18 protein-coding genes are annotated in these 25615 nt (G+C 71.7%); 1 reads left to right on the forward strand and 17 read right to left on the reverse strand.

From position 1 onward, the window contains the following. Positions 1–58 precede the first annotated feature (58 nt). The 13 genes from AB0A63_RS13255 to AB0A63_RS13315 form a co-directional block, all read right to left on the reverse strand. Positions 59–907, reverse strand: coding sequence for a sugar phosphate isomerase/epimerase family protein (locus tag AB0A63_RS13255; RefSeq protein ID WP_360389577.1), 849 nt, complete (start codon positions 905–907; stop codon positions 59–61). A gap of 74 nt (positions 908–981) precedes the next feature. Then, positions 982–2211 (reverse strand): ROK family transcriptional regulator, encoded by a 1230-nt coding sequence (locus AB0A63_RS13260; RefSeq protein WP_360389579.1) that lies wholly within the window; start codon positions 2209–2211, stop codon positions 982–984. Between the two features lie 43 nt (positions 2212–2254). Then, positions 2255–2986 carry a glycoside hydrolase N-terminal domain-containing protein gene (locus tag AB0A63_RS13265; RefSeq protein WP_360389582.1) on the reverse strand — a complete coding sequence of 244 codons (732 nt, stop codon included), beginning with the start codon at positions 2984–2986 and terminating at the stop codon, positions 2255–2257. A gap of 138 nt (positions 2987–3124) precedes the next feature. Beyond that, positions 3125–4441 (reverse strand): RICIN domain-containing protein, encoded by a 1317-nt coding sequence (locus AB0A63_RS13270; RefSeq protein ID WP_360389585.1) that lies wholly within the window; start codon positions 4439–4441, stop codon positions 3125–3127. A 5-nt stretch (positions 4442–4446) separates the two neighbouring features. Beyond that, entirely contained in the window at positions 4447–6141 is a 1695-nt protein-coding gene (locus AB0A63_RS13275; protein ID WP_360389587.1) for a ThuA domain-containing protein, read from the reverse strand. Positions 6142–6178: 37 nt separating this feature from the next. Further along, complete coding sequence (locus AB0A63_RS13280) at positions 6179–9019, reverse strand: PQQ-dependent sugar dehydrogenase (RefSeq protein WP_360389589.1); 2841 nt, start codon at positions 9017–9019, stop codon at positions 6179–6181. 332 nt (positions 9020–9351) lie between these two features. Next, positions 9352–10515, reverse strand: coding sequence for an inositol-3-phosphate synthase (locus tag AB0A63_RS13285; protein ID WP_360389591.1), 1164 nt, complete (start codon positions 10513–10515; stop codon positions 9352–9354). 37 nt (positions 10516–10552) lie between these two features. Beyond that, positions 10553–11560 carry a sugar phosphate isomerase/epimerase family protein gene (locus AB0A63_RS13290; RefSeq protein ID WP_360389594.1) on the reverse strand — a complete coding sequence of 336 codons (1008 nt, stop codon included), beginning with the start codon at positions 11558–11560 and terminating at the stop codon, positions 10553–10555. A gap of 13 nt (positions 11561–11573) precedes the next feature. Continuing rightward, on the reverse strand, positions 11574–12713 hold the full coding sequence (locus tag AB0A63_RS13295; RefSeq protein ID WP_360389868.1) for a Gfo/Idh/MocA family oxidoreductase: 1140 nt from the start codon (positions 12711–12713) through the stop codon (positions 11574–11576). A 34-nt stretch (positions 12714–12747) separates the two neighbouring features. Next, complete coding sequence (locus AB0A63_RS13300) at positions 12748–13791, reverse strand: substrate-binding domain-containing protein (protein ID WP_360389596.1); 1044 nt, start codon at positions 13789–13791, stop codon at positions 12748–12750. A 44-nt stretch (positions 13792–13835) separates the two neighbouring features. Next, on the reverse strand, positions 13836–14864 hold the full coding sequence (locus AB0A63_RS13305; RefSeq protein ID WP_360389599.1) for an ABC transporter permease: 1029 nt from the start codon (positions 14862–14864) through the stop codon (positions 13836–13838). Further along, complete coding sequence (locus AB0A63_RS13310; protein WP_360389602.1) at positions 14861–16375, reverse strand: sugar ABC transporter ATP-binding protein; 1515 nt, start codon at positions 16373–16375, stop codon at positions 14861–14863. Before AB0A63_RS13310 ends, AB0A63_RS13305 begins: the two co-directional genes overlap by 4 nt. A gap of 274 nt (positions 16376–16649) precedes the next feature. Beyond that, positions 16650–17210, reverse strand: a complete 561-nt coding sequence (locus AB0A63_RS13315) for a DJ-1/PfpI family protein (protein WP_360389605.1) — start codon at positions 17208–17210, stop codon at positions 16650–16652. Between the two features lie 327 nt (positions 17211–17537). Here AB0A63_RS13315 and AB0A63_RS13320 point away from each other — a divergent pair, with 327 nt between their 5' ends. After that, positions 17538–18806, forward strand: a complete 1269-nt coding sequence (locus AB0A63_RS13320) for an SGNH/GDSL hydrolase family protein (protein ID WP_360389608.1) — start codon at positions 17538–17540, stop codon at positions 18804–18806. 38 nt (positions 18807–18844) lie between these two features. Here the strand turns inward: AB0A63_RS13320 and AB0A63_RS13325 are convergent, their stop codons facing one another. From AB0A63_RS13325 to AB0A63_RS13340, 4 genes are all read right to left on the reverse strand, one after another. Continuing rightward, the gene (locus AB0A63_RS13325; protein WP_360389610.1) at positions 18845–20386 is read right to left on the reverse strand and encodes a glycoside hydrolase family 43 protein; all 1542 of its coding nucleotides are present in this window, start codon (positions 20384–20386) and stop codon (positions 18845–18847) included. Positions 20387–20399: 13 nt separating this feature from the next. Further along, positions 20400–21410: an endo-1,4-beta-xylanase gene (locus AB0A63_RS13330; protein ID WP_360389613.1), complete on the reverse strand. Its 1011-nt coding sequence runs from the start codon at positions 21408–21410 to the stop codon at positions 20400–20402. A 98-nt stretch (positions 21411–21508) separates the two neighbouring features. Then, positions 21509–22528 (reverse strand): endo-1,4-beta-xylanase, encoded by a 1020-nt coding sequence (locus tag AB0A63_RS13335; RefSeq protein ID WP_360389615.1) that lies wholly within the window; start codon positions 22526–22528, stop codon positions 21509–21511. A gap of 19 nt (positions 22529–22547) precedes the next feature. Continuing rightward, complete coding sequence (locus tag AB0A63_RS13340) at positions 22548–25610, reverse strand: glycosyl hydrolase 115 family protein (RefSeq protein WP_360389618.1); 3063 nt, start codon at positions 25608–25610, stop codon at positions 22548–22550. Positions 25611–25615: the final 5 nt, after the last annotated feature.

A 25615-nucleotide genomic window follows, 5' to 3' on the forward strand; every position in this document is an offset into this window, starting at 1 on the left:
TAATCGCGTGAGTCTGCGTTGCATTGCCACTCCTCCGTGGTGGTGAGGCGGTCGGCGGTCAGGTCAGAGCGGCGGCGGCGGAACGCAGGAAGGCGAGCCCCTCGGCGGCGAGGGCGTCGGGTGAGTCGGCGAGCGGCCGCCAGATCGAGGCGGCGGTCGCGATGGCGGCGTTGTCCGGGGTGAACGACTCGATGCACAGCGGTCCCCGGTAGCCGGCCCCGGAGAGGGCGCCCAGCAGGGCCGGCCAGTCCTGGTGGTCGCGGCCCGGTGTGCCGCGGTCGTTGGCGCACACCTGGACGTGCGCGATCCGCGACCCGGCGGCGTGGACCGCCTTCACCGGTGCCGCTTCCTCGATGTTGAGGTGGTAGGTGTCGAGCGCCAGTCCGCAGCCCTCGTCCGGGAGCCCGGCCAGCGCCTCCAGCGCCTGGTCCACGGTGTTGAGCAGGCTGGTCTCGTAGCGGTTCAGCGGTTCCACGGCGACGCGGACGCCACGTGCGGCGGCGTGCTCGACGACCGGGGCCAGGTTCGCGCGCAGCTCCGCGTACACCCGCGGCCGGTCGTCGATCCGCCAGGTGCGGCCGACGGAGCTGTAGGCGGGACCGGCGATGACCGGGCTGCCCACGACCGCCGCCACGTCGACCACGTGCCGCAGGTAGTCCTGCGTCTCCCGCACGGTGTCCGCGGCGACCAGCTCGCGGCCCGGTGGCATGACCAGGCAGACGGTGGCGCGCAGGCCGAGTGCGGCGAGCAGGTCGGCCGCGCGGTGCGGGTCCCAGTCACCCGGCTGCTCGACCGGCAGCTCGATGACGTCGAAGCCCTGCTCGCGGACCTTCGGTGCGAGGGCGGCCAACCCGTCGTCGGTGAGCGGCGACGTCCAAACCCATGTGCTGACGCCAATGTCCCACATGAGCCTGAACGTAGGCCCGGACATATGATCGGGTCAATGCAGAAGAGCGTCGCTTCTGGCGTAACTTATGACGACTATCCGCCAAAAGTGCCGTGGACCTCCGCGGTGGCCACCCCGGCGACCCCCGCCGCGACGGCACCCAGCCGCGCGTCCAGCACCTCCGGCGACAGCACGTGCCGCACGACCATCGCCGCCGCGCCCAGCGCACCCGCGGTCACCCCGGCACCCGACGCGACGATCCGCAGGTTCTCCGTGGCCAGCGGCAGCGAACGCCGGTAGATCGACTCGCGCACCCCGGCCAGCAGCATCTCCCCCGCCTCGGCGAGCAGCCCGCCGATCACCACGAGCGCGGGGTTGAACATGCTCACGCACCCGGCGAGCACCTCGCCGATGTCGCGGCCGGCCTGCCGCACGACCCGGCCGGCCTCGAGGTTGCCCGACCGCACCAGGTGCACCACGTCGGCGGTGGAGTGCGCGGGCAGGCCCAGTCCCCGCAGCTTCGCCGCCAGCGCGGGCCCACCGGCGACCGCCTCCAGGCACTCGGTGTTGCCGCACCGGCACAGCACCTCGCCGCCCTGCGGCACCCGGATGTGCCCGAGGTCCCCCGCCGCGCCCGCCGCACCCCGGTGCAGCACGCCGTTGCTGATCAGCCCGGCACCGATGCCGGTCGCCGCCTTCACCACGATCATGTGCTGCACGTCCGGGTGGGACGCCGCGTGCTCGCCCAGCGCCATCAGGTTGACCTCGTTGTCGACGAGCACCGGGGCACCGAACTCCGCCTCGATCGCCGCGGGCACGTCGTAGCCGTCCCAGCCGGGCATGATCGGCGGGTTGTTCGGGCGCCCGGTGGAGTGCTCGACCGGTCCGGGCAGCCCGATGCCGACACCGGCGATCTCGGCGGGGTCCACCGTCCGCAGGAGCTCCCGCCAGGTCGCCACGAGCAGCGGCAGGATCACCGCGGGCCCGTCGGCGACGTCGAGGCCCACCTGCTCGACGGCCAGCAGCCGGCACGCCAGGTCCGCCACGGCCACGGTGGCGTGCGTGGCCCCCACCTCCGCCGCCAGCACGAGGTGCGCACCGGGGTTGAACCCGAACCGGCTCGCCGGGCGCCCGCCGGTGGACTCACCCGTGCCGTTGCCGGTCACCAGTCCCGCGGCCACGAGCAGGTCCAGCCGCGCCCGCACCGTGGAACGGGCCAGGCCGGTCGCCGCCACGATCTCCGCTCGGGTGCGCGGCCTGCCGTCCATCAGCATGCGCAGCACAGCGGCCGGCGAACCCGCCTCGATGCCCTGGGTGCTCTCCATCAGCCAATTGTCACATCGCCACCGAAAGTACGGGGTGCAGCTGTCACGGCCGCGTGTCACCGCCGCCCGAACCGGTGGCGTCGCGGTGGCGCGCGAACAACGCCGTGTAGTCCGCCTCCAGTCCGGCCAGCGCCGTGCGCAGCGCCTGGGTCACCCACGCCGTCGGCGACGCGTACCGGTCGAGCTTGGTGAGCAGCAGCAGCCGGGTCGCGCCGATGACGACCAGCGTGGCGCCGCTGGCGGAGATCGTGCCGTCGAACGCGACCACGCGCGTGACGCCCTCGCAGCCGGGGACGCCGTCGCGGACCGGGGCCGAGCCGCGCAGGTTGAGGTAGCCGGAGCCGCCGCTGACCGTGGCCCTGGTGGTGAAGCTCAGGCCACCGGGAAGGCCGTCGAGCGCGGTGTCGACGCTCAGCGTGGTGTCGACCGTGCGGCCGGGCGCGGGCAGCAGCTCGTGCACGATCACCCGGTCCACCCTGGACGCGAACGCCCGGCGGGCCCAGATGCCGTACCTGTCGATCCACGTCGAGATGACCTCGCCGGTGCGGTAGTCGGTGATCCGGCCGTAGCCGTCGACGGCGGTCATGCCGGGGCTGGAGATGCGGAACTCGTAGGCCGGGTCGCAGCCGGGGTGGTCGAAGACGACCTTCTCCATCGCGGGCATCCCGTACAGCAGGGCGCCGCACTCGTCGTTGTCGGTGCGGAAGCCGTCGGTCCTGGACACGGCCGGGCTCGTGTCGTGCCGGCCGCGCTCGCGGTCCACGGAGGTGCGCATCACACGACTCCTTCGTCAGTGATGGGTGGTCATGGCTGTGCGCGGCGTGTGGAACGGTGCCAGTCGTACCACGGAAGGCACGACTGGCACCGCGTTGTTCGACAGTTCGACTGTCAACCGGAACTGTCACCGGAACTGTCACTGGAACTGCGCGAAGAACCTCCAGATCTCGGCCTTCGTCCACGTCCGTGCACCGTCGTCACAGCCGCAGCCCTCCACCGGCGCGGGCGCGTGGCCCCCGTCGTAGGCGGCCCACTGCACCGGGTACCCGGCCCGGCACGAGTAGGTGGTCGTGACGTGCGTCCGGCTGCCCACCGCCGGTTCCCGCGGGCTTTGCGCGGCACAGCCGTTGTTGCGCACGAACCGGTCGCGCAACGACCGGCCCTGGCCGATGCCCAGCACGTTGTCGCTGACGCCGTGCAGACCGAAGTACGCGACGGGCTGCGTGCCGCCGCTGCACCCGCTGATCTCGCCACCGGAGATCACGGCGACCGCGCGGATCGCGGTCGGCCGCGCGCAGGCCAGCGCGTAGCTCATGCCACCGCCCCAGCTGAACCCGAGGGCGAACCGCTGCGCCGGGTTGACGCACAGGTCGCCCTCGACGCGTTTGACGAGATCGTCGATGAACGTGACGTCCTCACCGCCGGAGTTCGCCCACCCGTTGCCCTGGCCCTGCGGTGCGACGAGGACGGCGGTGTTGTTCGACTGCTCCTGCTGGCCGTAGTAGGCCCAGGCGGCACCGCTGCTGCCACCGGACGCGACGTCGTTGGCCGTGCCGCCGCGCCAGTGCAGACCGATGATCAGCTTGTAGCGGTTGGTGTTGTTGTAGTTGTCGGGGATGCGGAGGATGAAGCTGCGGGTCTTGCCGCCGCTCTGGATCGTGTGCGTGCCGTTGCGCAGGGTCGGTGCCTTGCCGCAGCCGCCACCGGTTCCCGGATCACCGCCACCGGACAGCTTGACGAGCTGCCACTGCTGGCTCGCGGCACCGGTGTCGGTGTTCTGCACGACGTCGGCGTTGTCGGCGGTCGACCCGCCGCGCACGTCCACCGCCTTGGCGCTGTGCCTGGCGATCAGCCGCACGTGGCCGCCGTCCGAGTCCGCGGCCCGGAACTGCTGGTTGGACCCGTTGTTGTCGGACCACTGCACGACCGCGGCACCGTCGGCCGCCGACGCGCCGGACACGTCGAGGACCTTGCCCGAGCTGCGGGACCTGATCCGGTAGTAGCCGCCGCCGGAGTCGACGAACTGCCACTGCTGGTTCGCCGCGTCCGTGCGGCTCCACTGGATGATCCGCGTGCCGTCGGCGGCCGAGGCACCGGACACGTCCAGCGCCTTGCCGCTGTTGCGGTCGACGAGGACGTACCAGGCGGTGGTGTCGATGGTCGCCGCCGACGCCGGTGGGCCAGCCGCGACCACCGTCCCGGCCACGACGAGTGCCGCCACCGCGGCGCTCACCCGCCTCACGGCAGGGTCCAGCGCTGGTTGGTCCCGCCGTGGCAGGTCCAGACGATCAGCGACGTGCCGTCGGCCGAGCTGCCGCCGTTGGCGTCCAGGCACCGGCCGGACTGCTGGTGCACCAGCGACCCGTTCGCGCCCGGCGCCCAGTTCTGCGTGCCGCTGCCGTTGCACGTCTGCAGCTGCACCTGCGCACCGTTGCCGCCGGCGGTGGTCATGCACTTGTTGAACGCGCGCAACGTGTTCCCGTTGACCGTCCACTGCTGGGCGGCGTTGGAGTTGCAGGTGTAGAGCTGGATGCGGGTGCCGTCGGCGCTGCTGCCGCCCGCCACGTCCACGCACTTGCCGGAACCACCGGTGATCCGGCCGGTGCGCGGCGTCGTCCCGCCGAGCTCCTTGATCCGGACGTTGCGGAACGACACGTCGTCGCCCGTGCCGTGGTTCTGCAGGCCGATGTACCCCGACGTGAGCGAGCGGGCCGGGTCGGCGTTGGTGAAGTCGTTGATCTTCACGCCGTTCAGGAACACCTGCAGCCGTTCGCCCTCGACGAGCAGCTCGTAGGTGTTCCACTCGCCCGGCGGGTTCAGCGCCGCGTCCCTGGCCGCGATGTCCGCGCCCTTGACCCCGTAGATCGCGCCCGTGGTCTTGTCCGCGGTGTCGGTGGCGTCGATCTGGACTTCGTAACCGCTGGTCAGCGCCGAGTCCGGGGTGCTGCCGGCCGGGAACCCGAGCACGACACCGGAGTTGTCGTCACCGGGCACCTGCCAGTCCAGCTTCAGCGAGTAGGACCGCAGCTCCTTCGCGCTGTACCAGAGCATGCCCATGCCGTCGTACGACGTGAGCGTGCCGTTGGTGTTGGTGAAACCGCCGGGGCCCGCCTGCGTCCACCCGCTCGTCGAGCCGTTGTAGAGGGTGGTGTACCCGGTCTCGGGCCGGCAGTCGGCCTTCGTCCGGTTCGCCGCGTAGCGGATGCCGCCGAGGATCATCGAGCGGAACGCCGGGTCGGCGTAGCTCTCCCTGGTGTGGCCGGTGCCGGTGTAGAACGACCGGCCGCTGCTCAGGTTCTTGCACCAGGTGATCGGGTGGTCGCCGCCCATCGACCCGCCGGAGTAGGTCGACTCGTCCAAAGTGGACAGGACGCGGGCCGTGGAGCGGGGGTTGCTGCGGTAGTTGTACCACTCGTCGGTGCGCGACCAGGCCGGGCTCAGGTGCGCGGTGGCCGCGTGCGCCCGGTTCTCCGTGCGGACCGCGGCCTGCTGGATCGCCGGGTGCGAGGAGAAGTACGCGCCCACCAGCTCGCCGTAGAACGGCCAGTCGTACTCGGTGTCGGCCGCGGAGTGGACGCCGACGTAGCCGCCCCCGCCGCGGACGTAGGACTCGAACGCGGTCTGCTGGGTCGCGTTGAGCACGTCCCCGGTGGTGTTGAGGAAGACCACGGCCTCGTACTGCGCGAGGTTCGAGGTCGTGAACACCGCGGAGTCCTCGGTGGCGGTCACGGTGAAGTTGTTGCCGGCGCCCAGGTCGCGGACCAGCTGGATGCCGGTGGGGATGGCGTCGTGCCGGAAGCCCGCGGTCTTGGAGAACACCAGCACGTCGTACGGTGCGTCGGCAGCCGCCGCCGGTGGCGCGGTGACGACCGCCCCGGCGACCAGTGCCGCGGCGGTCGCGCTGAGCGCCCGCCGGAGTGCCTGGTACCTCATCTCATCCTCCTTGATGGTGAAGCAGGCGGCGGAGTCGTCACGGCAGGGTCCAGCGCTGGTTCGTGCCGCCGTGGCAGTTCCAGATGATCAGCGCGGTGCCGTCGGCCGTGCTCGCCCCGTTGGCGTCCAGGCACTTGCCCGACTTCGTGTTCACCACGGAACCGTTGGCGCCGGCGGACCAGTTCTGGCTCGTGGCACCGTTGCAGGTCGTCAGCTGCACGGCCGTGCCGTCGGCGGTCGCGCCACCGGCGGTGTCCATGCACTTCGACAACGCCCGCAGCGTCGTGCCCTGGACGGTCCACCGCTGGTTCGTGCCGTTGTTGCAGGTGTAGAGCTGGATGCGGGTGCCGTCGGCGGTGCTGCCGCCGGTCACGTCGGCGCACTTGCTCGCGGGGCCGGTGATCGGCCCGGTGCGGCCACCGCCGCCGGTGGAGGTGTCGAACGTGAAGGCGTCCAGGTCGAACAGGTAGCCCGTGCCGCTGCCGGTGAAGGTCAGGTACAGCCTGCCGGTGGTCGCGGGCACCGAGCTGAGAGCGGTCGAGACCTCGGTGAAGGTCTCCCAGCCGCCCGTCACCGGCGCCGTCAGCGTGGCGATGGCCGTGCCGGTCGGGGAACCGGCGCGCACCGTGATCGTGCCACCCGCGCCGGCCGAGGACACCCGTGCGGTGAACCGGTTGGCGCCGGTGAGGTTGTAGTTGTCGAACGCGATCCAGTCGCCGTTGTGGACGTCGCCGACGGTCCGGCCGCCCTCGGCCGGGGTCTTGTCGTACAGGGCGACACCCGACTGCGCCGCGTAGTGCTCGGCCTGGCGGTGGCGCGGCTGCAGCACGTGCTGGGTGTGCGTGGTCGCCGCCGGGACGCCGTTCGCGCCGTTGTCGGTGTACTCGGCGTCGAAGACCGCGTAGATGTTCGCCGCCGTGTCGTGCTCACCGTCGACCGGGATCGTCAGGGTGCCCGAACAGCCGGTGTTCGACGTGATCGGGTGGCCGTGGCTGTCGTGGCCGAGGATGTAGGACAGCTTGACCCGCGTGCAGTCGATCGTGCCGTCCTCGGCGTCGGTGACCGTGATCGTGTACGGGATGGTGTCGCCGTAGCTGAACAGGCTGCCGTTCAGCGGTGCGTTCAGAGTGACGACCGGTGCGGTGTTGCCCACTGTGACCACCACGCTGGTGTTGGCCGTCGCCCCGGCGGGGTCCGTCACCGTCAGCGTGACCGTGTACTGGCCGTTGGCGGTGAAGGTGTAGCTCGGGTTGGCCGCCGTGGAGGTGGCGCCGTTGCCGAAGTTCCACGAGTAGGTCAGCGCGCCGTTCTCCGGGTCGGAGGAGCCCGCGGACGAGAAGTTCACGGTCAGCGGAGCGGCACCGGACGAGCGATCCGCGCTCGCCTTCGCGACCGGCGCCCGGTTGCCCGACGGCACGTACTCGATGCGGTAGAGCGCGGAGCTCGCGTCACCGCTGCCCCAGCCCGTGCCGTAGTCGAGCACGTAGAGCGCGCCGTCCGGGCCGAACGCGGCGTCCATGACCTGCGTGCCGCGCCACGGGAAGTCGCCGACCGTGCCGGGCGTGCCGTCGGAGTTGACGTCGATCGTCTTGATCCAGCGGCGGCCGAACTCGGTGGCGAACACGTGCCCGTCCAAGGAGGCCGGGAACTTGACCGTCGACGGGTTCGTCGAGTCGTAGCGGTACACCGGCGCCGCCATCGGCGACTCCGAGCCGCAGCCGAACGCGGCGAACGAGCAGTTGTCGTACTTGATCCACGCCGCGCGCGCGGGCGGCAGGTTCGTCAGTCCGGTGTTGTTGGGCGAGTTGTTCACCGGTGCCGCGCAGTTGAACCGGCTGCCCGACGGACCCGACGGGAACGTGTAGTCCACATAGGTCTCGTTGGTGGTGTTGCCGCCGGTGCAGTACGGCCAGCCGTAGTTGCCCGCTGAGGTGATCCGGTTGAACTCGACCTGACCGGCGGGACCGCGGGTGGACGTCGTCGACCCGGCGTCCGGGCCGTAGTCGCCGAGGTAGATCGTGCCGGTGGCCTTGTCCACGTTGAAGCGGAACGGGTTGCGCAGGCCCATCGCGTAGATCTCCGGGCGGGTGCGGGCCGTTCCCGGCGCGAACAGGTTGCCGGCCGGGATCGAGTACGACCCGTCGGCGTTCACCTTGATCCGCAGGACCTTGCCGCGCAGGTCGTTGGTGTTGCCGGCGCTGCGCTGCGCGTCGTAGACGGGGTTGCGGCCGGAGCGCTCGTCGATCGGGGTGTAGCCGCCCGAGTCGAACGGGTTGGTGTCGTCACCGGTGGACAGGTACAGGTTGCCGGCCGCGTCGAAGTCCATGTCACCGCCGACGTGGCAGCACATGCCCCGGCTGGTCGGCACGTCGAGCACGGTCACCTGGCTCGCCATGTTGACCGTGAAGTCGGTGTTGAGGGTGAAGCGGGACAGCCGGTTCACGCCGTTCCACGCCGAGAAGTTCGTGCCGGTGGCCGGAGCGTCACCGGACGGTGTCGACAGCGGTGGCGCGTAGAAGAGGAAGATCTGCCGGTTGGTGGCGAAGTTCGGGTCCGCCGCGACGCCCTGCAACCCCTCCTCGTCGTGGGTGTAGACGGGGATGTTCGCGATCACGCTCGTGGTGCCGGTCGCCGTGGTGCGGCGCAGCGTGCCGTTGCGGGAGGTGTGCAGGACGGAGCGGTCCGGCAGCACGGCCATCGACATCGGCTCGCCCATCTCGGCGACGCCCTTGGCGAGTTCCACCTGCTGGAAGTCCGCCGGGTTGACGACATGCGCGGCGGCCGGTGGGGCGGTGGCGACCGAGGCGGCCGTGACGGCCACCGCTCCGGCCACGGTCAGCAGTGCGGCGGAGAACGCCGCGGAGAATCGTTTTCTCATGACAGGTGACAACCTTCGATCTCGTTCGCGCGCGGGCAGCGCGCGGTCCGCTGTGGACGGTCAGGGCGTCGGCGCGTCGAGTCGGTCGGTGTGCGGGCGCGTTCGCCAGGGGAAGCCCTCTTCTGGGAGCGCTCCCAGAAGAGGGCGGCCGGAACGGCCCTGTTCACCGCCGGGGGAACGCGGGCCGGGAGGGGTTACGCGCGGGCCGAGGAGGTGCCGGAGAGCGGGACGACTCCTCGGGGGCGGACGCGCCGCCATGACGTTCTGTTCACGCTTGGCTCCTTCGCAGGGAAAGGGTCGCGCAGCGGAAGCGAACCGGAACGGTCGGTGGGTCAGTCGGTCTGGCGCGAGCGCGGGTCATCCAGTCCCCGCGCCCACTCGTGCAGTTCGCGGGCCTGTTCGGCGAGCCGGTGCTCGTCGCTGCCCAGCGGGTCCTTGAAGAAGAACGCGAGCGCGCCCTGCGCACCGCTGCGGCCGGCCGCGTGGGCGGCGGCGAGCAGGCGGGCGAGGTCGAGCACGAGCGGGGCGGCCAGGGACGAGTCCAGGCCGCTCCAGGTGAGCTGCAACGACATCCGCGCGCCCAGGAACCCCTCGAAGGACACGTGGTCCCACGCGGTCTTGCGTTCACCGAGGTCGGGCACGTGGTCAATGTGCAACGGCGCGGTGACCTCCGCGCCGAGCAGGGCGGCCAGTCCCCTGGCCTTGGACGCGAGCTTGCTGTCGGCGTGCGCCGGGTCCTCCAGCGTCGCACCGTCACCGCCGCCGAGCAGGTTGGTGCCGGTCCAGGACAGGACCTTCAGCGCCCGCGAGGTGAACATCGGCGCGATCGCCGCGCGCAGCAACGTCTCCCCCGTCTTGCCGTCACGGCCGGCGTAGGGCAGCGACCGCGCCCGCGCCAGCTCGTCCAGCGCGGGCAGCGCCACACCGGTGGACGGGGTGAAGTCCACGAAGGCGCACCCGGCCTGGAACGCCGCGTAGGCGACGAGGGAGCTCGGCGGCAGCACGGCGTTCCCCGGCACGGCGAGCGCTTCCTCCAGCTCCGCCAGCGACTCGTGCGGCACGTGCACGGGCGGTTCGGTCGACGCCACGTTCACCACGACGACGCGGGCGAGCCCGTGCCGTTCGCGGAAGCCGGTGATGTCGGCCGCCAGCCGCCGGGCGGCCTCGGCCTGGCTGCCGGCGAACGCGGCGGGGTCGTGGCCGGGCCGGATCTCCGCGTCCACGGCGTCCAGCCCGTCCGCCACCCACCCCGCCAGGTCGTGCGGCAGCACCCCGTCGCGCACGAGGCCCTCCACCCGCTTGACCAGCGGGGTGTCCACGACGTCGTGCCCGCCGACCACGAACGCCTCCCACGGCGGCAGGTCGGCGTCCAGCAGTTCCGAGGCGCAGCCCGTGGGCGGCACGAGCCCCTCGCGCAGGGCGAGCAGCCCGCTGACCGCTGTCGTCGCCACCGACCCCCTGGCACCGTTCAGCCACAGGCCGATTCGTTCGGTCACGACCGTCTCCTCTCGTCAGCGGGCCCTCGCCCGCGCGTCACCCGCCCGAGCTGAACGCGGCGTCGAAGGAAGCCGACGGCGGGTCGAAGGCGTTGCGGCGGATGAACTCCAGCGCCTCGGGCGCGCCGACGAGGCGGTCCATGCCGGCGTCCTCCCACTCGACGCTGATCGGACCGGAGTACCCGATGGTGTTGAGCATCCGGAACGACTGCTCCCACGGCACGTCGCCGCGTCCGGTCGAGACGAAGTCCCAGCCGCGCCGCGGGTCCGCCCACGCCAGGTGCGAGCCCATCCGGCCGTTGCGGCCGTTGCCGACCTGGCGCCGGGCGTCCTTGCAGTCGACGTGGTAGATCCGGTCGCGGAAGTCCCACAGGAACCCGACCGGGTCCAGGTCCTGCCACACGAAGTGCGACGGGTCCCAGTTGAGGCCGAACGCGGGCCGGTGCCCGATCGCCTCCAGCGCCCGGACGGTCGTCCAGTAGTCGTAGGCGATCTCGGACGGGTGGACCTCGTGCGCGAACCGGACGCCGACCTCGTCGAACACGTCGAGGATCGGGTTCCAGCGGTCGGCGAAGTCCTGGTACCCGGCGTCGATCATCGACTGCGGTGCCGGCGGGAACATCGCGACGGTCTTCCAGATCGACGAGCCGGTGAAGCCCACGACGGTGTCGACGCCGAGCTTGGCCGCGGCCCGCGCGGTCATCTTCATCTCCTCGGCCGCGCGCTGCCGCACGCCCTCGGGGTCGCCGTCGCCCCAGTTGCGGGCGGACAGGATGCCCTGGTGCCGCTCGTCGATCGGGTCGTCGCAGACGGCCTGGCCGGTGAGGTGGTTGGAGATCGTCCACACCTTCAGGTCGTGCTTGGCGAGGACCTCCAGCCGGTCGGCGACGTAGTCGTCGTCCTCCGCGGCCCGCCACGGGTCGAGGTGGTCGCCCCAGCAGGCGATCTCCAGGCCGTCGTAGCCCCAGCCGGAGGCCAGCCGGCAGACCTCCTCGAACGGCAGGTCGGCCCACTGGCCGGTGAACAACGTGATCGGGCGTGCCATCTGTTCTGCCTCCTCAGACCTGTTGCCACGTGCGGGACTCGGCGCTCGTCTCGACCGCCGCGAGCACCCGCTGCACCTGGAGGCCGTCGGCGAACGACGGCGCCGGGTCGGTGCCCGCGGCCACGGCCCGCACGAAGTCCACGGCCTGGTGGGTGAACGCGTGCTCGTAGCCGAGGCCGTGCCCGGCAGGCCACCACGCGGACACGTACGGGTGCTCCGGCTCGGTGACCACGATCCGGCGGAACCCGGCGACGGACGCGTCCTCGGTGCCGTCGAAGAACTGCAGGACGTTCATGTCCTCGAAGTCGAACGCCAGGCTGCCCGCCGAGCCGTTGACCTCGATGCGCAGCGCGTTCTTGCGGCCGTTGGCGAAGCGGGTCGCCTCGAACGAGGCGAGCGCGCCGCCGGTGAAGCGGGCCAGGAACAGCGCGGCGTCGTCCACGGTGACCGGGCCGGTCTCACTGCCCGCGGCGGTGCCCGACAGCCCGGAGTGGGCGGCCGCGACGGGCCGCTCCGGCACGAACGTCTCCATGGTCCCGGTCACCTCGGCGACGGTGTCGCCGAGGATGAACTGGGTGGCGTCCACGATGTGCGCGCCGATGTCGCCGAGCGCGCCGGAACCGGCCTTCTCCTTGTCCAGCCGCCACGACAGCGGTGCGGCCGGGTCGACGATCCAGTCCTGCAGGTACTGGGCGCGCACGTGGTGGACGCGGCCGAGCCTGCCCTGCGCGACGAGGTCGCGGGCCAGGGCGAGCGCGGGCACCCGCCGGTAGCTGAAGCCCACCATCGCCCGCACCCCGCGTTCGGCGGCGCGTGCGGCCGCTTCCGCCATGGCGACCGCCTCGGCGACGCTGTTGGCCAGCGGCTTCTCGCACAGCACGTGCTTGCCCGCCTCCAGGGCGGCGACCGCGATCTCGGCGTGCGTGTCACCCGGTGTGCAGATGTCCACCACGTGCACGTCGTCGCGGTCCAGCACGGACTTCCAGTCGGTCGCGGCGTCGGCCCAGCCGAGCCGGTCGGCGGCGGCGCGCGTGCGGCCGGGGTCCCGGCCGCACAGCACCGCCATCACCGGCCGCACCGGCAGGTCGAAGAAGCGGGGGGCGACCCGCCACGCCTGGGAGTGAGCGGCTCCCATGAACGCGTGGCCGACCATTGCGATGCCCAGCGTCGTCACAGTGCGTTCCCTCTCAGGACTCGAAGGCGGTCGGCAGGTAGCGGTCGACGTTGTCCTTCGTCACGACCGGCGCGTACAGCTGGACCTCGCGGGGGACCTCCACCTCGACCAGGTCGCCGAGGCTCTTGCCCTGCACCGCGAGCCGGGCCAGCCGGATGCCGTCCGCACCCTGGGTCGACGGGTAGACGACCGTCGCCTTGTGCGGCCCGTTGTCGGCCTTGATCTCGCGCATCACGTTCGCCGAGCCCGCGCCGCCGACCATGAAGAACTCGCCGCGGCCGGAGTTCTTGACCGCGGCCGCGACGCCGACGCCCTGGTCGTCGTCGTGGTTCCAGATGGCGTCGATCTTGCGCGCGGCCTGCAGCAGGTTCGCCGCTGCCCGCTCACCGCTCTCGACGGTGAACTCGGCGGCCACCCGGTTGGTCACCTTCAGGCCGCAGCCCGCGAGCGCCTCGGCGAAGCCCTTGCTGCGGTCCTGGGTCAGCGGCAGCGAGTCGATGCCGGCGATCTCAGCGACCACGGCGTCGCCCTTGCCCTTGAGCCGCTCGCAGACGTAGGTGCCCGCGGACACGCCCATGCCGTAGTTGTCGCCCAGCACCGTGGACCGCGCCGCGAACGGGCTGTCGAACCGGCGGTCGACGTTGATCACGGTGATGCCGGCCTTCATGGCCTTGAGCGCGACCGGGGTGAGCGCGGCGCCGTCGAACGGCAGCAGGACGATCGCGTCGACCTTGTCGTTGATGAACGTCTCGACCTGGCTGATCTGGAGGTTGGGGTCGTTGGTGCCCTCGACGACGCGCAGCTCGACGTCGGAGTACTTGCCGGCCTCCTTCTTCGCGGCGTCGGTGATCGCGGCCATCCAGCCGTGGTCGGCGGCCGGTGCCGAGAAGCCGATGACGACCTTCTTGCCCGGCTCGTCGTTGGCGACCCGCACCCCGCCCTGGTTGCCGCCACCTCCGGTGTCCTGCGGCGAGTTGCCGGTGCACGCGGTCAGCGCGGCTCCGAGCGCGAGTGTCGCCGCCGCTGCGGCGATGCGGGTGGTTCTCTTGTGCGGCATGACTTTCTTGTCTCCTCGGGTGGCAGCGGTCTGGAGGGGCGGCGTCAAGCGCCGCTGCGTCGGGCGAGCCGCTGCTGCAGGAGGACGGCGACCACGATGATCGCGCCCTTCGCGACGGCCTGGGCGGAGATGGAGAGGTTGTTGAGGGTGAAGACGTTCGACAGCGTCGTGAAGATCAGGACGCCGAAGACGGTGCCCGCGATCGTGCCGCGGCCGCCGGAGAGCAGCGTGCCGCCGATGACGACCGCGGCGATGGCGTCGAGCTCGTACAGGCCGCCGTGGGTGGCGCTGCCGGTGGTGGTGCGGGCGATGAGCATGACCGCGGCCAGCCCGCAGCACAGGCCCAGCAGCGAGTACAGCATCACGGTGTGCCGCCGCACGTCGATGCCGGCGAGCCGGGCCGCCTCCGGGTTGCCGCCGACGGCGAACGTCCTGCGCCCGAACGTCGTGCGGTTGAGCAGCACCCACCCGCCGACCGCGACCAGCGCGAAGATCACCACCAGCACCGGGACGCCCAGCACCGACGCGTCGAAGAACGCGGCGAAGCCCGGTACATTCACGATCTGCGTCTTGCGGTTGGAGATGATCTCGGCCAGGCCGCGTGCGGCGGCCAGGCTCGCCAGGGTCGCGATGAACGCCACGACCCGGCCGTACGCGATCAGCACCCCGTTGACCAGCCCGCAGGCCCCGCCCACCAGCAGGGCCGTGAACACCATGACGATCCAGTGGGTGTCGCCGGCCAGGCCCTGCGTGGCCAGCGTGGTCGCCCACACCGACGACAGCGCGACGATCGCGCCCACGGACAGGTCGATGCCGCCGCCGGTGATCACGAACGTCATGCCGATGCTCACCACGCCGATCACGGCCGCGAGCCGCAGGATCGTGAGCACGTTGTCGATGTCGGCGAACCGGTCCCCGGCGGTGACCACACCACCTGCGCACAGCAGGACCAGTGCGACCACGAGTCCGGTGTTGCGCCCGGCGGCGGAGCCCAGCAGGCCCGCGATGCCGGTCTCCTTGGCTGCGGGCGCTCTGCCCTGTGTTCGCGCGGGCACGGCGGTGTCCTCGCTCATGCGGCGTGTCCTTCCATGACCAGGTCGAGGACCCGGGACTCGTCGATCTCGCCGGCCGGCCCGTCGTGGACCACCCGGCCCTCGCGCACGACCAGCACCCGGTCGGCCAGCCCGAGGACCTCCTCCACGTCGCTCGACACGACGACGACGGCCACCCCCCTGGCCGCCAGGTCGCGGATCAGCTCGTAGATCTCGTTGCGCGCGCCCACGTCGACCCCGCGCGTGGGTTCGTCGAGCAGCAGCACCCGGCACTCCCGCAGCAGCCACCGCGCGAGCACCACCTTCTGCTGGTTGCCGCCGGACAGGCCGCGCACCACGCGGTCGACCCCGGCCGGGCGCACGTCCAGCGCCTCGGTCAGCGCGGTCGAGCGGGCGCGTTCGGCGCGGTCGTCGAGGAACCCGAACCGGGCGAAGGCCGACATCGACGACACGGTGATGTTGCGGTAGACGGCCTGGTCCAGCAGCAGCCCCTGGCTCTTGCGCTCCTCCGGGCACAGCCCCATGCCCGCGCGCACCGCCGCCCCGACACCACCGCGCCGCAACGGCCTGCCGTCCACCTCGACCGTGCCACCGGCCCGTTTGCGTGCGCCGTAGACGGTCTCCAGGATCTCCGAGCGGCCCGACCCGACCAGACCGGCGAGCCCGACCACCTCACCGGCGCGGACGGTCAGGTCCACGTCGCGGAAGCGGTCGCCGTCGGTCAGCCCGCGCACCACCAGCACCTCCGGCGCGGCCGGGTCGAGCGGCGGCCGGTCGGGGTAGACGTTGTCGAGGTCGCGCCCGGTCATCAACGCGATCAGGTCCGCGGTCCGCACCTCGCGCGCGGACAGGCCCGTCGCGACGGTGCGGCCGTCCTTGAGCACGGTCACCCGGTCGCCGATCTCCCTGATCTCGGCCAGCCGGTGCGAGATGTAGATGACGGCCACGCCCTGGGCGGTCAGCTCGCGGATGACGTCGAACAGCACCCGCACCTCGTCCGGGTCCAGCACGGCCGACGGCTCGTCCATGATGAGCAGCTGTCCGTCCAGCGACAGCGCCCGCGCCATGCTGACGACCTGCTGGTGGGCCACGGACAACCGGCCGACATCCCGGTCCGGCGCGATGTCGGGGTGGCCCAGCCGGTCGAGCAGCGCACGGGTCCTGCGGTGCGCCTCCGCGCGCCGGCTGAAGCCCGCAGTGGACAGTTCGTGCCCGAGGAAGACGTTGTCGGCCACCGAGAGGCCCGCGACGAGGTCCAGCTCCTGGTAGATGGCGGCCACCCCGCTGCGCATCGCGGCGGTGGGGTGGCCGAACGACACGACCTCGCCGCGCCAGCGGATCTCGCCCTCGTCGGGGCGGTGCGCACCGGACAGCACCTTGATCAGCGTCGACTTGCCGGCCCCGTTCTGCCCGAGCAGGCAGTGCACCTCCCCCGCGCGGACGTCGAAGTCCACCCCGCCCAGGGCCGTCACGCCGGGGAACCGCTTGACCAGGCCCCTGACCGACAGCAGTGCCGCCGCCGGGACCGTCATCCGGTCACTCCCGTCCACAGCCGACCAGGCGCGCGACCGCGCACGGGTGAGCCCACCATCGAAGTCCTCCGAGCCCCGGCAACCGCTGTGCCAGCAGGGAAATCCGGCCTTGTGAACCGTCAACCTAGGTTCGGCCGAGCCCGGGGACAAGGTGGTGGAGGTGGCACATATCGGCCAATTTTTCCCTTGACCAGGGGCCGTTCGGGAGCGATGGCGACGCGGGCCGGGAGTCGTCCCGGCCCGCGCCGGACGTGCGGTCTTCCACTGTGGAGGATCAGCTGCCGTTCGTCTTCGCCAGCACCCGCAGGAACGCGCGCGACCACTCCGGCAGGTCCGGCCAGCCGCGGCAGGAGACCATCACGCCGTCCACCACGTCCGGTCCGTCGGCGAACGTCCCGCCGGCCTGCTCCACGTCGGCGCGCAGCGGCGGGTAGGCCGCCGTGGTCCGGCCGCGCAGCAGCCCGAGCGCCGCCGGGACCTGCGGTCCGTGGCAGATCGTCCCGACCGGGCGGTCGTGGGTGAAGAAGTGCTCGACGATGCGCGCCACGTCCGGGTCGACGCGGATGTACTCCGGTGCCCGGCCGCCCGGGATCACCAGCGCGTCGAACTCCTCCGGCCGCACGTCGGCGAACGCCAGGTCCACCGGCAGCCGCCGGCCGGGTTTCTCCGTGTAGGCGTCGCAGCCCGGCTCGAAGTCGTGCACCACCAGCTGCACCGGGCGGGTGGTCGGTGCGGCGACCACCACCTCGTGGTCGTCCTCCCGCAGGCGGAACAGCGGGTACATCGAGTCGAGCTCCTCCGCGGCGTCACCCACCAGCATCAGCACTCGTGCCATGCGCACTCCTCGTCGTCAGCGACTGCGGACACGGCGGTTCCACGGCGAGGGCGCCGGTGGCACCCGGAGAGTTGTGTCCACAAAGGACTACATCGGTCTTCGGCAGAACAGCTCCCACGGTAGGACCGCCGACACCCGCGGTCAACCGGCCGAGGTGGCAGGTGCAGGCCATTCCCGCGGCGTGCGCAGGGCAGCGCGAGGCACACCTCCGGCCCCCGCCCGGCGCACAGGTGTTCTGCCGATTTCCCTTGTGTCACTTCATTGACGGCGTTGCCGCGGCCCTCCTAGGTTCGATCACGGACGCCTTCCTCCCGAAGGGTTGGGACAATGCGCAGACGCTCCTTCCTCGGCGCCGCGGCCGCCACGGTCGTCGCCGGATCCACCACCACCGCGGTGGCCGCCACGCCACCGCGGGGCCGGGAACGCTGGGTCGGCACGTGGGCGTCGATGCCCCAGCTGACCGAGCCGCACAACATGCCGCCGGCGCCGTTCACCCAGGACGGGCTCGTGCTGGCCGACGCGACCCTGCGGCAGACCGTCCGGGTCACGATCGGCGGGCGGCGGCTGCGGTTGCGGTTCTCGAACGCGTTCGGTGGCGCGACGCTGCCGATCACCGCGGTCACCGTCGCACTCCCCGCGGGCGGCCGGGCCGGTGTGAGCGCCGTCGAACCCGGCAGCACGCGCCGGGTGACGTTCAACGGCTCGCCGTCGGCGGACCTCACGCCCGGCATGCTCGTGGTGTCCGACCCGCTGGACTTCCCGCTGGCCGCGGGCTCGATCCTCACCGTCACCACGTACCTCGCCACCGGGCAGGCGTCGAACGACATCACCTCGCACCCCGGTTCGCGCACCACGTCCCACCTCCTGGCGGGCAACCACGTCGAGGCGGCCGACCTGCCCGGCGCGACCCCCACCGACCACTGGTACTTCCTCAGCGGTGTCGAGGTGGTCGCGGGTGCGGGCACGTCGGCCCTCGTCGTGATCGGCGACTCGCTGACCGACGGCCGCGGTTCGACCACCAACGGCAACGACCGCTGGCCCGACCGGCTCGCCGACCGGTTGCGCGCGGACCGACGCACCGCCGGGGTGGCGGTGCTGAACCAGGCCGCGGGCGGCAACCGGGTGCTGGACAACGGCCTGGGCCCGAGCGTGCTGGCGCGGCTCGACCGCGACCTGCTGGCGCAGAGCCGGGTCGAGTGGCTGCTGCTGTTCGAGGGGATCAACGACATCGGCACGGCCGCCGCGGACCAGGCGTCGCAGCAGCGGGTCGCCGAGCGCCTCATCGCGGGCTACCAGCAGGTCCTCGACCGGGCCCATGCGCACGACCTGGCCGTGTACGGCGCGACGCTGCTGCCGTTCGGCGGCAGCTTCTACGACGACGCGGGCGGGTTCCGCGAGACGGCGCGGCAGGCGGTGAACCGGTGGATCCGCACCAGCCGCCGTTTCGACGCCGTGGTCGACCTCGACGCCGCCGTGCGCGACCCGGCCGCACCGCGGCAGCTGCTGACCGCGTTCGACGTGGGAGACCACCTGCACCTGAACCCGGCCGGGTACCGGGCTCTGGCGGAGGCGGTCCCCCTGCGCCTGTTCCACTGATCAGCTCCTCCGGACAGCCGGTGCCGCGAGGGCACCGGCTACTCCAGGCCGCGGTAGGTGAAGCTGTCGAAGTCGGCCCACGACTCGCTCGGCACGCCCTCGGAGGACGCGTACAGTCCGATGTGGACCCCGGTGAACCCGCCGGCGACCGGGGTGCTCAGCACCCGCCCGTCGAACGGGTCGCCGAGCAGCTGCCAGCCCTCGGTGCCCGCGGCGACCAGCGCCTGCACGTCCTGGCCGACCGCCTCCAGGCACAGCCGCACCGCGCCCTCGCCGACCGCCGTCCGCGCGAGCTCCTCGTCCTTGCCGCCGAAGCGGCGCACGAGGACGACCTCCCGGTCGGCGCCGAGCAGCAGCCGCACGTGGTGCTCGTCGTTCTGCAGCAGCACCAGCCCCGCCACCTCTGACGGTCCCGCCGGGGCGAAGTCGAGCACGCAGGACGCGTGGAAGCTGGCGTGCTGCTGGCGCCGCAGCACGATGCTCGGCGTGACCGCCTCGGTGACCGACTCCGGCCGGACCCGCAGCCGCAGGTGCCCCGGCCGGTCAGCCAGCGACCAGAACGGCTCCTCCGGCGTGCGCAGGAACATCCACACCGGGTCGAGCCCCGGCCCGTCGAAGTCGTCGGTCCTGTCCGGTTCCGGCCACGGGTGCGGCGGCAGGTCGGGCACGTCGTAGGACGCCTCGACCCTGCCGGTGCCGGGGCTGAACACCGGGCCACCCGCCTCCCACCTCACCGGCACGAGGAACGTCTCGCGGCCGAGGTTGTAGTAGTAGCCGCCGTACGGCCTGGTCGCGAGCAGCACGGCGTACCACTGGCCGTTCTGCGTGCACACCAGGTCCGCGTGCCCGGCCGCCGCGATCGGGTGGTCGCGGCCGAGGTGGCGGTGGGTCAGCACCGGGTTGAGCAGCGACCCGCGGTACGGGCCGGTGACGTGGTCCGCCGTCGCCACGACGACCGAGTGCTCGAAGTCCGTGCCGCCCTCCGCGGTCAGCAGCACGTACCGGCCGTCCACCTTGTACACGTGCGGTGCTTCGGGCCAGACCGCGTCCCTCATCGCGCCGCGCCACACCACGTGCTCGTCCCCGACCAGGTCGAGGGTGGCCGGGTCGAACTCGCGCAGCCAGACCTCGGTCTCACCGGGCGGGCGCACCAGCCGGGTCGCGGTCCACCACGCCCGGCCGTCGTCGTCGAAGAACAGCGACGGGTCGAAGCCGTCGGCCTCCGGCAGCCACTTCGGTTCCGACCACGGACCGGCCGGGTCGGTCGCGGTCACGACGAAGTTGCCGGACTCGCTCTTGCCGTGCACCAGCGTGCAGACCACGTAGAACACGCCGTCGTGGTGCCGGATCGTCGGCGCGTACAGGCCACCGGAGGCCGGCACGCCCTGCAGCGGCAGCTGCGACGGCCGGTCGAGCACGTGGCCGAGCAGCCGCCAGTGCACGAGGTCCAGGCTGTGGTAGACCGGCAGGCCGGGGAAGTACTCGAAGGTCGAGGTCACCAGGTAGTGGTCCGGTCCCACCCGGCACACCGACGGGTCGGGGTGCGAGCCGGGCAGGACCGGGTTCGAGAACTGTGCCAAGTGGGGGCTCCCGCTAGGGGTTGATGCGCTGGTAGGCGGGCTTGGGCCGCAGGTCGTCGTCGAACAGGCACGCGTCGTCCTCGCCGGGGAACACACCGGGCACCCACGAGTGCCGGTCGGTGAAGCCCCACGTCGTGAACTCCACACACCGCTTGACGGCGTGGCAGGCGTCCCAGGCCTGTTCGAAGAAGTCGGCCTGGGCCTCCAGCTTCGCCGCGTCGGTCGGCTGCGGGATGCGCACGTCGGCCTCGGTGATGGCGACGTCGACGCCGAGCTTCGCGAACCGCTCGATGTTCTGCTTCATCGTCGTCGGGAAGCCGTACTGCAGCGCGAGGTGCGTCTGGATGCCGACGCCCTCGATCGGCACGCCCTGCCTCTTCAGCTTGCGCACCAGCTCGTACACCGCGTCGCTCTTGGGGTTGAGGCCCTCGATGTTGTAGTCGTTGATGTACAGCTCGGCCTTCGGGTCCGCGGCGTGCGCGTGCCGGAACGCCTCGGCGATGTAGCCGTCGCCGAGTTTCTCCTGGAACACCGTCGGCCGGCGGGTGCCGTCCTCGTTGAACGCCTCGTTCACGACGTCCCACGCGCGGATCTTGCCCTTGAACCGCCCTGCGGTGGTCTTGATGTGCTCCTTGACCACCTTGCGCAGCTCGGGTGCCTCCAGCCCGGCGACCCAGTCGGGCAGCTGGCTGTGCCACACCAGGGTGTGCCCGCGCACGGACTTGCCGGTCCGCTTGGCGTAGCTCACGATCGCGTCGGCGCCGGACCAGTCGTACTGGCCGCGGGTGGCCTCGACGACGCCCCACTTCATCTCGTTCTCCGGGGTGACGCTGTCGAACTCGCGGGTCAGCACCGCGCGGTAGTCAGCCTCATCGGCCAGCGGGCCGGCGGCCACGGCACTGCCGACCCACCTGTTCGTGCTGTTCTTCAGCGGTCCCGCCGCCGACGCGGGCACCGCCTGGCTCGCCACCAGCACGGCCGCCGCCGCGGTGATCACGAGGACCCGGGGTAAGCGCAACATCATCGTCGCTCTCTCCTTGACGTGGTTCTGGGTGCGGTCCGCCGGTCCTGCCCGGCACCGCTCGGGTGCCGGGCAGGACGTGGCCGACGGGGGGTCGGTCGTTACGGGTTGATCCGGGTGTAGGCGGGTTTCGGCCTCAGGTTCGAGTCGAAGAGGCAGGCAGCACCCTCACCGGGGAACGTCCCCGGCACCCACGAGTGGCGGTCCGTGTACCCCCACGTCGTGAACTCCACGCACCGCGAGACGGCGTGGCAGGCGTCCCAGATCTGCTTGTAGTAGTTGGCCTGCTGGTTCAGCTTGTTCGAGTCGACCGGCAGCTGGACGCGGACGTCGGCCTCGGTGATCGCGATGTCGACGCCGAGCGCGGCCAGCCGTTCGATGTTCTGCCGGAAGCTCGACGGGAAGCCGTACCGGGTGGCGAGGTGCGTTTGGATGCCGACGCCGTCGATCGGCACGCCCTGCTGCTTCAGCGTGCGGACCAGGTTGTAGACGGCGTCGCTCTTGGCGTTGATCCCCTCGGTGTTGTAGTCGTTGATGTAGAGCTTGGCCGACGGGTCGGCGGCACGCGCCCAGCGGAACGCGTCGGCGACGAACCCGTCACCCATGCGCGTCTGGAAGATCGACTGCCTGCGCGAGCCGTTCTCCTCGAAGATCTCGTTGACGACGTCCCACGCGCGGATCTTGCCGCGGTACCGGCCCATCTCGGTGTTGATGTGCTGCTGGGTCACGCTGCGCAGCTCGGAGCCACCGAGGTTGTTGAGCCAGCCGGGGTACTGGCTGTGCCACACCAGGGTGTGCCCGCGCACGGTCTTGCCGTTCTGCTGCGCGTAGTTGACGATCGCGTCCGCACCGGACCAGTTGAACTGGCCGCGGTTGGGCTCGACCACCGCCCACTTCATCTCGTTCTCGGGCGTCACGCTGTCGAACTCGCGGGTCAGCACCGAGCGGTAGTCGGCCTGGCTGCCCAGCGGCCCCGCCGCCACAGCGCTGCCGACCCACCTGTTCGTGATGTCCTTCAACGGCCCCGCGGCCGATGCCGGGACCACCTGGCCCGCCGCGATCGCGGCCGCCGCCGCCGTGATCGCGAGTAACCGCGTGGTCCTGGTTGAGTGCAACTTCATCGTCGCTCCCTTGGATTGACTACATGCGCTTGCTCTCCGGCGGTCCGAGGTAGCTCGCGCGCAGGCCGCCGGTGTCCACGACCAGCTTCTGCACCACGAGCGTGGGGTCGACCATCCAGAACCGGAGCACGTGCGGGCCGGGCCTGGTGATCGTGTGCCTGGTGGCGGTGCGGTTGACGTTGTCGGAGGTCATGCGCTCCCACGGCCGGTTCATCAGCGAGTGGTCCGCGCCGTGCACCTTGATCGCGTCCACGACCTGGGGCACCTCGTCGTCGAACGACACCGCGTAGCGCAGGCCCGGTGTGGGCAGCACCCCGGCGCGGGGCGAGAGGTGCGCCCACACCGTGACCTCACCGGGGGCGAGGAGCGTGAGCCGGTACTCCAGCCGCGGTCCGCGACCGGGTTCCTGGCTCGGTGCGGTGACCGGGAACGGCTTCATGCCCGCACCCGTGCGGCCGAGACCGGGGATGCGCCGCCACCGCACGCCACCGGCGGCGACGTTCGCGCTGTGGTGCTCGGCCTCGATCGACACGCACCCGCCGGCCTCCACGAACCCCTCGCGCCACGAGTGCGGCAGCGCCGGGTTGCCGATCGGGGCCCGCACGGTCACCGTGCGCCCCGCACCGGACACCACGACCGGCACGCTGGTCGTGCCCTTCGGTGCCCGTGACCAGTCCACGGAGAGGGTGGCGCGCAGCTGCTTGTCCACCCGGCCCGACGCCGGCCGCACGACCAGCCACGGCGCACCGGAGGTGATCGTGCAGTCGAACGGCTCGGTGCCGCGGTTGAAGACGTCGACGAACGGCGCGGGCGCGCTCTGGAACGGGCTGAGCTCCGGCAGCACCGGCGGCTCCTGCGAGGACGGCCACCACTGCTCGGACCCGTCGATCGCGACACCCATCTCGGCCGGACCGGCCGGGGTGATCCGGCGCACCGGCGGGAAGACCTCGTCGGGCAGCGCCACGTTGTCCTTCTCCGGCTGCTGCCACGGCGCGTTCGGCCCGTAGCGTTCGACGTCGCCGTACCCGATGTGCGGCTGCGTCTGGAAACCACGCCACTTGCCGCCCGCGACGACGTTGTTGAACCGGTCCGCGAGCGCCAGGTCGTCGGCGAACCGCGCCTCGGTGGTCGCGGCGAGGTCGTTGGCCAGCGCCCGGCCCTGCGCGGCGTAGAAGAGGTTCGTGAACTCCGCGTGCCGCAGCTCGTAGAGGTTCGCGGTGGCCTTCACCTGGTACAGCACCAGTTCGAAGTAGGCGTCGCGGTAGGCGGCGGGCAGACGTGCGCCGACCTGCTCGGCCTTCTGGCCCAGCCGCTTCCACTCCTCGGTGACGCGGTCGAGCTCGCGGTAGTTGACCAGGCTGAACGGCGTGGCCCTGTCGTCGTTGACGATCGTGGTGCCCTCGACGGTGATGCGGCGGTTGAGCAGCTCGGGCTTGCGCCGCGCCTGCAGCCGGCCGTACTCGTTCAGCACCTCGGCGATGGCCGCGGCCTCGCGCCTGCCGAAGTTCTGCTCGGCGTACTCGCGCTCCCAGGTGGACAGCCGTTCCAGCGGCAGCGCCTGCGGGTTCCAGGCGTAGTCGAGGAAGAACTGCGTGGGCAGCTCGTTGCCCTTGAAGTCGCCGACGTTCGCGACCCACAGCCGGGAGATGCCGTACTCGGCCGCCTGGTGCAGCTGCTCCCACAGGTTCGCGATCGCGCAGGTGTCGACCCACTTGTAGTTGCGCCCCACGCCGACGTAGTCGAAGTGGTAGTAGAGGCCGTACCCGCCGGCGCGGTCCGGCAGCGAGCGGTCCGGCAGCTTGCACAGGTTGCCCCAGTTGTCGTCGGGGAAGACGACGGTGACGTGGTCGGGCGGGCGCAGGCCCTTGTCCCAGTACCGCAGGACCTCCTTGTAGAGGGTCCACACCTGTGGGAACTGCGCCGGGTCGCGCCCGGTGACCTGGGCGAGGACCTCCTGCTCGGCCGCGATGATCGACTGCATGAGCTCGATGCTGTCGCCGTCGGGCAGCTGGGTGTCGCCGTTGCCGCGCATGCCGACGGTGACGACGCCCTCGATGTCCTCGTCCACCATGCGGCGGATGCCGTCGGTCCAGTACGCCTTGATCGCGTCGGCGTTGCGGCGGAAGCTCCACTCCCCCGTGCCGCCGTACGGGTCGTGACCCGGCTTGGTGATGACGCCGTTCGCGTCGCGCACCGCGGGCACGGCGTGGCGGTTCCACTCCTCGATGCCGCGCATCATCGGCGCCTCGTGCGAGGTGCCCATGACGATGCCGTAGCGCGTGGCGGTGGCGTGGTTGAGCGGGTCGTCCTCGGCGAACGCCCGTCCCCACACCGCGGGCCAGACGTAGTTGCCCTTCAGCCGCAGGAGGGTCTCGAAGACCTTCTCCCAGAACAGGTGGTTGAAGCCGCCGGGGTGACCGGGTGCGTGACCGGGGCCGAAGTAGCGCGGCGCCCAGGTGCCCAGCGCCGGGTTCTCGTCGTTGATGAAGATGCCGCGGTACTTCACGAACGGCGGGCCGGGGCTGTGCCGCTCGGAGCGCACGTGCAGCTCGTCGCGGTGCTCGACGGGCACGTCGTCCCACCAGTACCAGGGCGAGACGCCGATGGCGCGGGAGAGGTCGTAGGTGCCGTAGACGGTGCCGCGCTGGTCGCTGCCCGTGATCACCAGCACGCGCCGTCCGCCGGTGCGGACCTCCTGCGTCAGCGAGGTCTCCCACCTGCCGGCGATGCCGGTGACGTCGAGCGCGCCCGCCGCCACGAGCCGGTCGACGAGCGGGCTGCCGACCGTGCCGATGAGCACGACGTCGCCCTTGTCGGGCAGGGAGTGCACGAGCGCCGGCTTGACGCCGGTGACCCGTTCCACGTCGGCCTGCAGGTCACCGGCGACCCGGACGACGCCGGGGTGGTCGGCGGTGCTGACGACCAGCACCGCCGACCTCCCCCTGGACACGAGCGGGAACCGGCCGGACCCGCCCTGCGCCGAGACGAGCTCGGCGGCAGCAGCGGTTCCGGTCGCGCTCGCGGTCGCCGTGAGCGCGGCGAGCAGTTGCAGGAAGTGACGCCGGGCGAAGGACGAGTTCATCGTCG

Source organism: Lentzea sp. NPDC042327, assembly GCF_040647275.1.
Taxonomy (GTDB): Bacteria; Actinomycetota; Actinomycetes; order Mycobacteriales; family Pseudonocardiaceae; genus Lentzea.